The organism is Bacteroides sp. D2, assembly GCF_025147085.1.
Classification (GTDB): domain Bacteria; phylum Bacteroidota; class Bacteroidia; order Bacteroidales; family Bacteroidaceae; genus Bacteroides.
The window spans coordinates 4,903,034-4,917,921 of sequence record NZ_CP102261.1 but is presented as its reverse complement, the minus strand read 5'-3'; the positions used below and the strand labels follow the sequence as shown (position 1 = coordinate 4,917,921).

At 42.7% G+C, this 14,888-nt stretch carries 8 protein-coding genes; all 8 read right to left on the bottom strand.

Translation table 11 applies throughout. The features are described from left to right. Positions 1–10: 10 nt before the first annotated feature. The 8 genes from NQ505_RS17900 to NQ505_RS17865 all read right to left on the bottom strand — a co-directional run bounded on the left by NQ505_RS17900 (position 11) and on the right by NQ505_RS17865 (position 14,876). Positions 11–2,665 (bottom strand): glycoside hydrolase family 2 protein, encoded by a 2,655-nt coding sequence (locus NQ505_RS17900; RefSeq protein WP_008999607.1) that lies wholly within the window; start codon positions 2,663–2,665, stop codon positions 11–13. A 292-nt stretch (positions 2,666–2,957) separates the two neighbouring features. Then, on the bottom strand, positions 2,958–5,258 hold the full coding sequence (locus tag NQ505_RS17895; protein WP_195355505.1) for a DUF5703 domain-containing protein: 2,301 nt from the start codon (positions 5,256–5,258) through the stop codon (positions 2,958–2,960). Positions 5,259–5,291: 33 nt separating this feature from the next. After that, entirely contained in the window at positions 5,292–6,725 is a 1,434-nt protein-coding gene (locus NQ505_RS17890; RefSeq protein WP_008999605.1) for a sialate O-acetylesterase, read from the bottom strand. A 116-nt stretch (positions 6,726–6,841) separates the two neighbouring features. Then, positions 6,842–10,141, bottom strand: a complete 3,300-nt coding sequence (locus NQ505_RS17885; protein WP_008999604.1) for a glycosyl hydrolase — start codon at positions 10,139–10,141, stop codon at positions 6,842–6,844. A gap of 207 nt (positions 10,142–10,348) precedes the next feature. Beyond that, positions 10,349–11,242, bottom strand: a complete 894-nt coding sequence (locus NQ505_RS17880) for a helix-turn-helix domain-containing protein (RefSeq protein WP_008999603.1) — start codon at positions 11,240–11,242, stop codon at positions 10,349–10,351. Between the two features lie 79 nt (positions 11,243–11,321). Continuing rightward, entirely contained in the window at positions 11,322–11,687 is a 366-nt protein-coding gene (locus NQ505_RS17875; RefSeq protein ID WP_004296035.1) for a DUF4469 domain-containing protein, read from the bottom strand. 51 nt (positions 11,688–11,738) lie between these two features. Continuing rightward, positions 11,739–12,533, bottom strand: a complete 795-nt coding sequence (locus NQ505_RS17870) for a DUF1566 domain-containing protein (RefSeq protein ID WP_004296036.1) — start codon at positions 12,531–12,533, stop codon at positions 11,739–11,741. A 33-nt stretch (positions 12,534–12,566) separates the two neighbouring features. Further along, a complete protein-coding gene (locus NQ505_RS17865; RefSeq protein ID WP_008999602.1) occupies positions 12,567–14,876 on the bottom strand; it encodes a DUF4906 domain-containing protein in 2,310 nt (769 codons plus the stop codon). Between the last annotated feature and the right edge of the window lie 12 nt (positions 14,877–14,888).

The following is a 14,888-nucleotide window of genomic DNA, read 5'->3' as shown; positions in this document are numbered from 1 at the left end:
TTTTATCGTACTATTTTTCAGTTCCAAATTCAGTCTGTTGACGTTCTACTTCATCCAACACCCGTTGGCGTTCTTCCTCTGTCAGTTGCACTTTTCCTTCAGATGATTCTTTGCCCGGGTTTACATTGAGAGTGGACGGTGTTGTCCTTTGTATTTCATAAGTCTGTTCTTCATAACAGAAAGGAAGTTCTGCAGGAACGCTTTCCAGTTCAATTTCAGTAGCTGTCGGAGCTTGAGTGCCCTCAAACTGTACGTGGGCTTTCACCTTTATTTTTCCGGCTTTCCGGGTAGAACGAATCAACACCGGAGCGGAGCCGAACTCCACCGCACGGGGATTGGCGCCAATAGTAGCATCTCCGATGATTTCTCCTTCACCTTCTACCGTGAAAACGATATTCTCTTTTGCCAGACGGCGCACATTTCCACTATCATCGGTTACTTCAGCAACTACGACGATAAAGTCGGAGCCGTCAGCTACCAGGTTCACTTTTTGGGTATCTATGTAAAGGCGTAGTTTGGTGGAACGTCGGGAAGGCATTTTCTTTTGAGTGCATACCACTTTTCCGTCGATGATTCCTTCGGCAACCATGTTCACTTTTTGCCAGTTCTTTTGAGTATAGCTATATCCGCGTGCTTCCCAAAAGTCCCAGACATTCTCGAATATAACGGGAGTATTCGGCATGTGCCCTTTGGCATGAACCACCGGTTTCGTCCAGGTTTTCGTTCCATCATAAATAGAAAGACGGACTGAATCACAGTTTGTGAATACAACTACGTCCTTATCGGAGAACTGTGACATTTCATGAGCAATGAATATCATCGGTCCACATTCTGCCAATGGGTGTTGGAGGCTGGCCGGCGACTGGCTGCGAAATACTTCATACGCATATTTCTTCTGACGGAAAGCATCATAAATGCCGCCCCAATAAGGGTCCGGATGATAGCCACGCTGATGGTCGAACGGATGCCATTGGGCACCACCGATAAACAAACCGGTTGTGCGGTACATCTCGTCATAGCTCTTTGCTAAAGACATAGCCTGTACCAGTAACGGACGTTCTCCCCAACTGCGGCTGGCACGGTTATTATTGTTGTGAGCATACCAGTCGTCTACATTCTCCCCGAATTCACGGGTAAAGATACATTGCTCCGGTTTGTCTTCTTTTTCATCATCACCCGGCCAGCCATAAACAACGTCATAATGCTCTTTCACTCCGGCAGAATGGACATCGGCAGCAGCTACCGGACGTCCCGGATAGGGATATTCTTCTTTGGTAATCTCAAGAGCTTTCAAGGCAAAATCGAGCGGATAGCGGGTTTCATTCAAGATGGGTTCCCACATCAATACGGAAGGGTGATTACGGTCACGACGAATCATTTCGCGGGTATTCTGATGAACCAACTCCCCGAATTTCGGGTCTTTGTTCCAGTACTGCCATCCCGGAGTAGCGACAATCACAAACAGGCCGAGCTCGTCACAGGCATCCATAAAGGCAGGGTCTTGGGGATAGTGGGCTACACGAATAATGGTGCATCCGGCATCACGCAGACGTTTGGCGTCACGCCATTGCTGTGAGTTCGGCAAAGCATTGCCTACGTATGCAAAATCCTGATGGCGATTGGCTCCTACCAGTTGTCCGAAAGGTTTGCCATTCAGCCAGAATCCGTCTTTACCACGGAATTCTGCCAGACGAATACCGACACGGGTAATGCCTCCGTCAATGGATTTATTTCCTTTTTTAATGCGTGATTGTACTCTATATAAATAAGGAGTGTCCGGAGACCAAAGAGTAGGATTCTTTACTTCCATCTGTTGACGGATGGATTTCTTCTCTCCCGGCTTTAAAGAAAGTTTTCCTGAACTGCGTTTGATTACTTTTCCATCCGCGTCTGTCAAAGTCGTTTCTACAGTGACTGACTCGAAACGGGCGTCGTCATTCTGAACTTCGGTGTTTACATATACCTGCGCACTCTTTTCACTGATCTTATCAAAATGAACGAATACACCTCCACCGCCAACGGTTTGTGAATCAATAGCGTCGGTAATAGCTACCGGAGATTTGGCAATCATCCATACATCACGGTAAATGCCCCCATGATAAGCAAAGTCTAATGTATATTGACGTTTTCCGGGAGGATAGGATTTGTCATCACTGTTGTCCGTGAAAACAGCGAGCAGGCAGGAGTCTCCGGCCTGTACGCCATTGGCGGTTAAGTCTAAAGTAAAAGGCAGATAACCTCCCAGATGTTCCTGGATGCGTTTACCATTCAGATAAAGAATCTGTTTGCCCATAGCTGCTTCAAAATGAAGCACTACCCGTTGCCCTTTTGTTTCAGCGGGGAGGACAAAGTGCTTACGATACCAGGCCGGACCCTGATAATTGCGGCATCCGCTTCCTTCGGCCGGCATCAACTCTACGGTATGAGGGGTGGAAACGACATTCCAGGAACGGTCATCAAAGTTTACCGCTTCTGCTCCCCGGACATCGCCTCTGAAAAAGCGCCATCCCGGATTGAAATTATAGACTTGTCGCCCGCTACCGGGAAGCTGGATGAATCCGGCAACCGATGTCTCGGGACGGTAAGTTTCTGTAGCCTGCCCTTTTTCTATCAAGGAAAATAGCAACAGAAAAGCTGATAAGATGATAAATGGTCTTTTATTCATAATTCTTTATTTATATATTTCATTCGTTAAATGGGAATTTAGCGGTTAAATAGGAATTTTGCAGTTAGGCTGAAAGCCTTACAATTATATATTTATTGGGGTGCCCTGAAAGGGCTTAATTATATAGCGTAGGGCAACGCCCTACGTAAAAACAGCAATCTGAATTTGCGCCCTGAAAGGGCATAATTGTATACGGTTCCGCCCTTTCAGGGCTTGTGGCCGATGTGTCTTTTTCGTAGGGCGTTGCCCTACGCTATATAATTAAACCCTTTCAGGGCACTCCGCAAAATTATCATTTTTCCTTTTCAATCATTATAATAATATCCTTTTCTCTACTTTCCGGTAAAACTTTCAAGTCTGTCACTTTTCCGTTTTTGAGAGTGGCTTCTACTGTTGTTTCGCCCGGAGCATGAAGTTTGAAATGTACGTTCCATTCTTTCGGCCATGCCGGGAAAAGGAGTATTTGTTCTCCATTGGTTTGCAATAGCATTTCCTGAAGTCCTATCATGCCGCTACCTCCCCAGTTGTGATCGGGTGTCCAGTCATATCCCGGTCCCCAAAATGCGGGGAAACGATGCGGTCCATTCGATAATTTGGCTAAAGATAGTTTCTTTGCTTCTTCGGTCAGGCCTAAACAGGCAGCCCATATATTATCTTGTTTCCATCCGGTATGCGAACGGAACTTGATGGCATCCGGGTCATAAAAGTAGGTATTACGGGCTATATCCAGATCCTCCTTTCCTACTCCATAAATACGCCATGGAAACACTGGATAAAGTTGTGGCGTTTCAACATTATTAATTCGTTCCCAACTTACAGCGGGCGAAATTGTTTGCTTCAAGACCGGAGCAATAGTCGGATTCAACGTATCTTTTATTTCTATATACCGCAATGGAATCGGAGGGATTGTCTTTAGCATCTCTTCTTTCTTTCCATAAGTTTCCAATACTGTTTTTAGAGCAGCGATGGTGCTACTGGCATTATTGGTCATTTTATATGTCTCACAGGCAGAACCCGGGAAAAGAATCAGATGTCCGTTGCCATCCAACGCTTTCCGTCCCCGGCGGGAAGCTAGTTGCCGGTAATGTTCGTCGAAGAATGTCAGCGAACTCTCGATCAGAGGTAAATAAGGGGTAATATCAGCATTTGCATAGTTCTTTGTTTCCAATATCATTTGGCAGAACTCAAGAACCGTATCCCATTCATATTCCAGCCAGGCATTATATTCCAATCCTTTGTCGAACCAGTCCGGTCGTTTGAAACCATATTCTGCGGGGTTCGGTAAACCGAAATTTTCGATCTGCTCGCTAAAGCAGGCTCCATCATGTTGCCAATATACACGGCTTCGCAGTTCTGCATTTTTCAACATGCGGTTATAAAAATCAAACTGGGAAGGCATCATATCAAAGTCTCCGCTTTTCAGCATCGGCCAGTATACTAAACGTTGATTCTGTGCAGTCATCGTACCACCTCCCCATTTCCGGTAATCGGGGGTAAAAGATTGTTTTTCATCGACATGGCAAGGATCAAAGGTAAATAGTCCACCATTGAATTTAGTCGGTACGCTGCCATAAGCATTACATCCCAGCATATAACGGAAAAGGGTGTAGTTTCTAGTTATTTCTTTGGCTTCACCATCTGCTTCGATAAAACTGCGTTGCCAAAAGGAATTCCACCACGAACGGGTCTGTTTTTTATCCTGTATGATAGTCTTCGATGAAACTTTGCCTTTGGGGGCTATTCTATGCAAAGCTGTTTGTATTCCCTGCTCCCACTCTTCTATTGTTTCTGTCTGGTCTGTATGTAACACAATGCAGAAATGTTCTTTCCGAGCTGCTTTGGAAGAACGGAATTTCCAGGCACGGTAGTCTGTTCCGGCATATACTTCATCTGTGGTACCGACAAATTCTAAGTTTTCACCCAAAAGAGTTCCTCCGAAAGTTAAGTTTTTCAAAGGATTCATCATTTGAGATTTTACTTCGTTCATTCCTTGTTGAGCTACAACTACATCAAAAACGGTCTGTTCGGGATTGCGATGATAGAACAGAAGTTGATTTGTGTTCACGGAAACACAGTCGGCCTCCGTCATAGAGCCTTTCGGAGGAGCCCATTTATAAGAACACTGTTGCCCCTCTCCTTTTCTGACAGGCCGTTCCTGATAGCGCCAATTTTCATAAAAGACTTCAGTCTGCAACGGTTGTGCATTTGTTACCTCTACATGTATAGTCGGATGAAAAACATCTACCCAAAATTGTATCTGCGTGTTTCCCGCCGCGATTTCTACATATCCGTCTTTCAGCTTCAACTCCTGACGAAAATCTTTAGCGTCTTTGAAAGGATTGGGCGACAGGCGGAGACGTACACGCCCTTGCTTTAACTGGCAGTTGTTTTCGTCGAATGTACCGCTACGGCTCACATAGAACATAACATCACCGTCTTCTACCCATATATTCATCCCAATATCTCCACCGCCACAGGGCATAGATTCAGAAGAATTACGACTGGGAGTATTCCAAATGAGATTGGCATGCTGACTCCAAAGAGCCGACACGCCAACAAACAGTATGGTTATAATCAGATAAAATCTCTTCATATATTTTTCATATTTTACCTTGTCTATTTGCGATTACCAATCATCCGAACGAAAAGACCCTAAAGGTAATCCGTCGCAATATACATCTCCTTCCACATAGTTTTCAAAACAATATCGAACAGCTACCGGGTGCGGCACTTTATCGCTTTTCACCAGCATCTTACTACGTTCTATCCATGCTTTGGCCGGGTAAAAAACTTTATCTTCGCCGGCTACCTGAAAGTTTTTCGATTCGAAACAGTTCTTGCCGCTGATCCACATATTGGCACGTTCGAAGCTGACAACTACAGTGTCGTTCTTTATTTCAATGCTTTTATAATAAGGACTTTCGCCATTTACACCTTCCACTCCATACGCTTTAGTTAAAGCCAGAAGAGCCAGACGTTCGCCTGCAATCTGTTTCTTTGCAGGATGAATACCTTTTTCCATTCCTGCATCCAGTAATACAGCCATACCGCTGTTAGCTACACGATGTTCAACTTTTGCCTGTGCCTCCCGGAGATATGCCGAATTTATCACTTCCTTTCCTTTTTCGGTAATAATCCCGTAATCATACGGAGCTATCTGGCAATAATAAAAGGGAAAATCACCCTGTTTCCATTCGGCACGCCAACCGTTAATCAATCGGGTAAACATATCAGCATATGTATGGGCACGATTCCAGTTATCTTCGCCCTGATACCAAATCACTCCTTTCATTGTCATACCGATTAACGGATGCAACATACCGTTATAAAGCACGGTCGGAGTACGGTTTTTAGATTTTATGTCGGCTTCCGTTTGAGGAATCTTCGCTTCCGGGAAGGCTTTCAGCCAGTCCGCTGTCATCCATGCTTCACAGGCGGAACCACCCCAGGCTGCTACAACCAACCCAACCGGAACATCTAATATTTCATTTACCAGTCTCCCGAAATAATAGGCTGTTGCGCTGAAATCACGGACACTGGCCGGGGTTGCTTCTTTCCACGAACCGATAACGTCATTCTGCGGAGTGAATGTAGAAGTACGTTTCACCGTAAACAGACGGATTTGCGGATTCTTGCTGTGAAGAATGTCCATATTGGCATTTTCTACCGGTTGGTTTTTGAAGCCTTTCATCGGCATTTCCATATTACTTTGTCCGGAACAAAGCCAAAGCTCGCCTATCAGAATATTATTCAGTGTCTTTTGGGTTCCATCATCAAAAGTCACAGTATAAGGACCTCCCGCTTCGGGAGTAGCTACTGTCAGTTTCCATGCCCCATTTTTATCTGCTGTTGCTGCATATTGTTTTCCATTCCAACTAGTAGTCACTGTTACTTTTTTATGAGGAGTCGCCATCCCCCAAAGGTTTGCATTGGTCTGTTGCTGCATCACCATGCCATCAGAAAAAATAGCCGGTAGCTTTACTTCTGCGTGTGTTGACAGGCAGGCAGCAAGCAGAAAACCTGCCAACATTGTACCTGTTTTAATAATTGAACTTTTCATACTTTAGCTATATTATAATGAATTGGGTACGGATTACATGGATTGCGTTGTTACTTTATGTAATACGATTCTCATAAACCGTATAATCCGCGTAATCCGTGCCTTAAAAATCTATTTTATTCTGTGATAGAAAAACTCAAAGGTCCGAGCAATCCTGCCGGAAGCAACGTTTTCTCTGCCCTGCGATATTTTGCATTAGTCCAAATGCCATCAAACGGTGCTTTTCCTTCATCAGCTCCTGTCAGTGCATTCGCCCAAGTATTTGTAACCTCTATTTCAAGCTCATTAGTTCCTTTTTTCAGGGCACCTGTAATATTTGCACGATAAGGAGCAGTCCAGATTGTGCCACAATCTACGCCATTCACACGAACAGTTGCCAAATTATAAACTGTTCCCAGATTCAGATAAATCTGTTGGTCTTTATTCGGTTTATTTTTCCAGCGGAAAGTGGTCTTATAGGTCGCTGTCCCCGAATAGTAACGTATCTGTTCATCCGTTTCTTGGCTCCAGTCGAAAAGTTCTTTTCGTGTGAGCGTTTTTTGGTTAGCTGCAAAAGTTATAGCATATTCCTTTGCTTCCAAAGCTATGTTTAAAGAGGCTCTGGCGATATCTTTTTTCTCCTTTTGCAGTTGGAGAGAGGACTCTCCATAGCCTTCATGTACTCCCTCCGCAGGATATACGATGAATACGGACTCATTAGGAGCCAATGTGAGAGTAACTTCTGTCCGGTTTCCGTTGATACGATAGGAAGGATGAATATTCATCTCACCCGTCACCGGATTCCAACATTCCGGTTTCTTACCGTTAATACGCATACTTGCAGTAAACGTGCGTGTTTCGTTCTTTTGGTTGGCTACGAAATAGAGTTCGCCAAGTTCGCCACGACGATGCGTCCAGGCAATATCTTCCGGCACAATCATATCACGTTCCAGACCATACACAGAAAAATCTTCTTCTGTATAAGGTAAAGAAGGTACCAAAATGCCGGCTTCTTTTAGTTCATTGATTTTCTTCTGCACTTCCGATGACAATACAGGTTCGAGATTCATTGGACGCGCAAGAGGCAGTACCAATACTTTATAACTTGCTCCACCCGGCAACGTTATTCGTCCGTTTTCTGCTTTCGCCAAACGAAGGATTGCATCTTTATTAAAACTATCGTATGCATATCCACGAAGCGGATTCACCCATTTCTCCGGATCAGCCATGTTAGCTGAATGAGTAACACCTACCGGACGTACACGTAAAGGCTGTCCCTCATTAGCCAGACGGATGCGTTCACTTTCCACTCGTTCTGCACCGAAGATTCCCGGTAGAGAGGGAACCAATCGTTCCGGTAATATCGAACGCCTCGGCACTTCTTCGCCTGTAAAGACTGCGATGTCTGTTACCGGATGCCCATATTGCAATAACGACTGGCAACGGGTAGCATATTCGGAAAAGGCTTTTGCGCCTTTATCCCACCAGGTCTGATCCCGTTGGAAGAATAGTCCGATGCCATCCAATGTCATGCCGGGCTTGCGGTCCAGCCAGGGATTATGTACATATACATGGTAGAAAAGACGATTGATTCCTAATGCGTAATTACGATCCAACAAGGCTTTCAACATTCCGGGGTATTCATCCCACGTGCCACGCACTTCCGTGAACCCTTCAGCCTGAATAATATTCTTTCCGTAGATATGTGCTCCGCTAATAGCGTCGAGCATATCATTCGGTTTGTCATGTGTAGGACTGTTCAACCAAAATTCACCCATCGGAAGATCTACTTTTTGATAATGTAATAGACCATCGCTTACCATCGTCGGAGCTACACATTCTGCCGAAAACTGGCAATCATATTCTCTCGCACAGTCCGCCAATACCTGATAAAACACATCTACGACGAGTTCTGATATGGTAGTACGTACGTCTCGCAGAATCTTTTCACTTTGTTCGACACTTTCCATCGGAATACCTGCCAATAGAGGTAGATAAGGCATCAAATCGTAGCCACGACGTTTCTGAAATTCAATAGCGAAACGTTTATTCCAGTTTTGGCTGCCACATTCCCAACTGTCGACATGCATATATTTCAGTACGCGACGAGCTACTTCGGGATTGGTCTTTGCAAATGCCTGCGCAAACCAGTTATCGAATTGTTTCCGTACCGTTTTCGGGTTAAACTTATCACATTCCAATCCTTTTCCGCCTCCCGCTGTGGCATTGGTATGTCCGGTAGCTGTATGTCCCATGCGGAGTAATTTCCATTTTCCTTTGGGGAGAGTGGCGGTCAATGTTTTTCCATTCGAATGACTAGTATATTGCTCTGTCAGATTGATGACTTGTGAAAGTGAATAGCAGTCCTGTTTCCCAACTTCCTCTTCTTTGGTAGCTTGAGCAACACGCCATACCAGTCCGGCTTTTCCTTCCCACTGGTTCAGACGGGCTTCCCGATGCAGGCGTAATTCTTTTATTTTCAGATTGGGCTTCCATTTGGCAGCATCCATATCTTCACTTCCCGGTTCGCTTCCTTCAGGAGTCCAGTAGAAACGGAAGAAACGGGCGGTAGTCGGAGGAATACTATGAGTTGAATTCTCATCCGTATTCTGCCATCCCTGACGGGCAGGAACCAACTGCTTAACCAAACGATAATTCACTCCGTCATCACTGGCCATTACTTTCAAGCGGTGTGCCTGATAATTATTACCATTTAAAACGATTTCGATGTTCCGGCAAGTGAAAGGTTGCTCGTATTCATACTGGATATAGCATGGATAGGATGAACGGATCACTCCTGCCGCATCCATATTCACTGTTTGAGTAGCTTTTACATTTCCTGTCGTGGCTAGATTGACACAAGTAATCTTTGCCTGCATCTCGTCCGCTGCGTCTTCTACCGGCAAAGCGAATAATGCAATATCTTCATAATAGCTTTCATAGGCTTCCGGTTGTGGCAGGCGAATAGCCATCAGCTTTCCTCCGTTTACAATCGTATCGCTCCAAACCACTTTCTGCATAGATTCTTCGGGAGTAATCCAGGGACCTCCCGCCAATGCGAAACCATCACAAATGTGCATCCCCAATTTCAGCCCCAAACGATCTGCTTCTTCCATGCTGAAACGTACCATCTCCCACCATTCGGGAGTTAGCTGCTGCGCCTTGCCATCGTATTGGGCACCTTCATGAATACCTTTAATCGGCATCAGATAAGTACCTCCTAATCCGGCATGTTTCATTGCCTCCAAGTCGGCTGTAATCCCTTCTTTAGACACGGCACCATACATCCAATACCAAAAGGTCCAGGGTTTTGCTTCGTCTGACGGATTTTGAAATTGCTCCCTAAGTGAGCGTGTTTGCTGTGCATCGGCAGGGCATACGGCTGTCCATGCTAATAGAGAAAGTGCAAATATTTGTTGTTTCAGTCGGCTTTTCATTCCAGTCTATATTTTTACTAAAGTAAAGACGAAAATCACTCTGTTTTGTACTCACTATTAGCTTATGAGATCAGGAATATAACAACTTTAATCAAAAAAAGGTGCACCTCCTTTCCTACTCTCGGAAGAAGGTGCACCACACAAACAAAACAAACAATAGACGACCTTCACAGGCAGTATTTCGTATATTACTTAACTAACTATAAATCATGATCCATCTATCTGAATAAAAATTCTTTCTCTATAATCAGACGGTGTCATGCCGGTATGTTCGCGAAAGAACCTTGTCATAACGGAATTCGACTGGAAGTTTGTACGTGATGCCACTTCTTTTATTTCAAGGTCCGAATCCCGTAGAAGAGCCTTTATCTCAAGAATGGAATATTCTATAATCCAGTCTTTTGCCGAACGGCCGCTCATATCCGTAATTACCATTGTAAGGTGTTTAGCGGACACGCACATCTTTTGCGCATAAAACGCAACATCCCGGCTTACGGTATGAAATTCGATCACCAAACAAAAGAAGTCGAATAAAAGTTTTTCCTTACGGGTATATTTTACTAATTCGGCAGCTTTCGGATTTCTTTTATAAGCCACATAGATATCCCAATAGAAAACACGTAATAGTTGCATAATAGACTCCCGTCTGAATAAGTTCCGAGGCAAGTTGATACGATAAATCAGTATATGACAAAAGTGAATGAAGCGTTGACATTCTTCATCGCATAGCGGAGTGCTGAAATTTTTCCGCATATAAAAGAAAAAATCAAGAGTAGGTATACATACTCCGCTTATCGTATCCATAAACAAGTTTTTGGATACTTTGAGAAAAGTCATTGAAAAGTCATCGCTAATCTCTGTGACAGCAGCCAACTGGAAAGGAAAAATAACAACCAGATCATTGGGAACAATCCGTCGTTTATTACCAAAAACATTGAAAAGCGCACTGCCTCCCGTACATATCCCGTTTATCCCTTCTTCAAGATACGCAGGAGTTTCATTAAGCGGTAAATCGTCTATTTTAGTATAGACATTAAACTCTTCTGTTTCTGATATATTATCAAATACTTTATTTTGCCTATATGGCTTATTATCTTTCATTGACTGCAATTTATGCTATTATGCTGTTTGTCTTTATTTCTTGCTTCTATATATACATATGTTAATCGTGACATTTTGATTAAGTAAATTGTACAATCAAAGATATGGGAAAGATATATAAGAAACTTTCTTTATCTTTCATCAGAATCATCAGTGCCAGAAAATATTCACCTTCATCAATATCAGGAATGGTTGTATACACTTTATCGTCCGAATATTTATGAATATCACCACATTCTATCAACATTCTGTCATTTACTGAAGACACAAGGTATAGATTGGCGCTATCCCATGTTAACATATCCAAGTGATGTCCAGTGATGACAATGGGGGCTTGTGGTGTAATCCTCCCATTACATTTTTTACTTGAAGGATCATATACTTTTTCAATGGCAGGGAATGGTGCTCCTTCAATCATTAATATTTCGGCTTTTATCGTTTTCATTTTGTATGATAATAAGTGTGTATATAAACTGATGATGATTTTGTTCGTAACTCATTTTAATGGAATATCCCGGATACAGCGGAGATAAAGAGTGCTACCCTTGGAGATAAGGGATGATGTATATTTCACTGCCATAGGATAAAATTTTATAGACCATGCACTCCCACTAGTATTATTTTCTGTTGCCAACCAATAAGCTGTTCCCTTTTTATCATCTAACGACAAATCAAACGGCTGGAAATCGGTGCCTTTATCCTTGGTTCTCTCTAATTCCTTATAAAAAATCATAATTAGGCTTCCCTCCCGTAATGTAGGTATCCGCCATGTCCCAGGTTCATCTTTCCCGTCCTTTCCACGATACATTGCACATCCTTTGGGGACTGCAAAACTTGCCGTAGTGTAACTATTTGTGTTTGCCGTAGCAAGGTATCCGTTCGCTGTAGCCCATTTCATTGTTTTCTCTCCCACATTCTTTCCATCACTATCATTTCCATCGCTACATACATTATCCGGAGAAATGATAAAGTATTCCGATACTTTCCAAACGATTTTTATTGTTTGATTATTCTCGTTGTAAGGATGTCGTGTAATCCGTTTTACATAAACATTCTCACCGTTAACTTGAATGGGTTCAGTATCCATACCGCTGTCGGTGTACTTAAATAATTGAATAGTTTTATAAAAGTCAGGGTTTTCACTTCTATTTTCCACCCTGTTTGCCGGTAACTCCATTGATTTAATAGCTGCATACTTAATTCCCGCCTCTTCATATATTTCAATCTTTTGAGAATACCCTTTCAGCAGGATAAAAAAAGATACGAAGATTATGACTGTTATTCTTTTCATTTTGTTCTTTATTTATTTTAGTTCATGTCATCATTAATCAGTATCGAGCGAGATATCTATATCTCTGACACATCTGGATGATCCGGTTTGCATTTTTTGATTAGAATTTACCCCTTGGTACCATCTTTTGACATAGTCATTTCCATCTTCTGTTGTGGCACTACCTGGAAAGCTTTCGTTGTTTAAAAAACTGCCTATATACATACCAATCATTTGATTAGACGCCGGAAAATACCATTTCATCTCCTCTTTATCAATTCGTCCGTCTCCATTTTCATCCCTGTTTTTGTCATAGCAAACTCTCGCTGAAAAGGAGCTGGCCGGATATTGATATTGATAGAGTAATACATATCTAGATGCATCTTTTTGCGGGGCAGCTATTTTTTCGTTGTTCCAAGGAAGATTTCTAATATTTTCAGCCAAATTTCTCGTTGCCTCTTTCCCATAATCCATATTATCGGTTCCGTATGAATATGCAGCTGTTTCAACTTTATCATAACCATATTGTATTGTTCCCATAGTTGTTATACTTTCTAAATATTTAGGGCCGCGCACAGGCAATCTGTCATGTACCAATCCCATCGTATAGTTTCCGTCTGCATCTCTCTCTCCTCCGAAACGTCCGGCATATACTGCCGGTCGCTGATCCATCTTGAATATATGATAAGCTTGCACTGCTCCTCCTCCTTCACCTTCGGTCGTGGTAGTCACTTTGATATATAGGGAACGCTTTCCGTCCTTATCATTTTCACCGGGATTGACCAATTTGCCGTTTTCATCATAAACATATTCATTATTGTAAAGATAAAACGTCACTTGTGTAGGAAGTATGGTATTTGCTTTGACAGATGTAGCCAGCGGCTCATCAACATTGTTGAACGCATCTGTATAATTAGATGAGGAAGACAGATAGAGCCAACTCTTATTAGAAGAAACTTTTGTGATACAGAGATTATCCGTATATATCCCAACTTCCACTTTCCTTCCTTGAGTCTGTATAACTATGGGACGTACATCATAGGCTGCATCAAGATCATAGCTTACGCCCGCTTTGTTGTATTTAGTATTATCAAATTTTGCTCCTCCACCAACGCTTATATTCTGGCTGGCATGAAATTCTACATACTGACTGGCGGTATACATTCTGATCCGTTCGTCATTCTTTGCCGAAGTAAGGTCTGTATTTATGGTAGTACGTAGGTTATAAAAATGGTTGGGTTCTACGTCAAAGTTATTGGTATTGTTATTTCCAACATACATCTGGTAAATTGCATATTCGTCAGTTGCAGATGCAGTTGTCGGGTATGCCCATGCCTCAATCTGCGTACCCAATGGCGGTGCATCCCCAGCAGGGGTTTTATCAACAATTTTATAGTAGCGTTGATTTTCACTAAGAATTTTTTCTATCGTCCCTTGACAATTCTGTGCAACATACCAGGTTGCCGAATAGAAATCATTGGAATCGGGTCCCTCAAAATCAACAGTTTCAAGCGTGGCATAAGTGTCCTCTGCGGTATTTTTTGAAGGGTTGGAAAGTCGAATCGTATTGTTGACATTCAATAATTTCAGTCCTTGTAATTGGTAATTCTCCACTTCAAATTTATAGCGTAATGTAATGCGTGCCATCAACCTCCTGACTTCAATACCTCCTACAAAACCAACGGGCTTGTTGTATTCCACCAGGCCACGTTTACCATCATCAACGTTTACGACAGTGACTCCTGACACTTCTCCGGCAAATGGCACCTCATTATCAGCTGTGATAAGCGATTGGGTATGTCCTTCTACATTAGTCAGATATTTGAAATTCCATTTCTTAAGATCATCAAGTGTTCCCACTTCACTCATATCATAATCAAGTTTAGGTCCCAGTACAAGCAGGTATAAAGTCTGATTATCTGCCACAACTAAGGGAACATCTATAGTTACCATGTCATTAATAGCTGTCTTTACATCACTAAGTTTGTGGGGTTTTCCGTTAATCGAACCATTCTCATGAAACTGGAAAAGCCAAAGATTATATAACGAGGTTGTACCATCGGATACCCGGGTATTGGAGTTTATTGCATATTCCTTTTGCCCCTCTCCCAAAATTACTGTAAACGGCGAATCAGCATTGGTTCTGTTTCTAAAAAATGGCTTGGTAACTGCATACCCGCTCACAGACGTTGGCTCTACAGCAGGAGGAAGGCTGACATTCAGGCTGACCATCACCATTTTGCCGGTAGCATTTCCTGGATCGAATTCTTCCAGTTTATCTTTTGTACAGCTTGTGAATATCAGTGAAAACAAAGCAATGCAAGCTGTCCGGAAATACACATTATATTTTATTTTTATTGTCATATTGTGTCTATT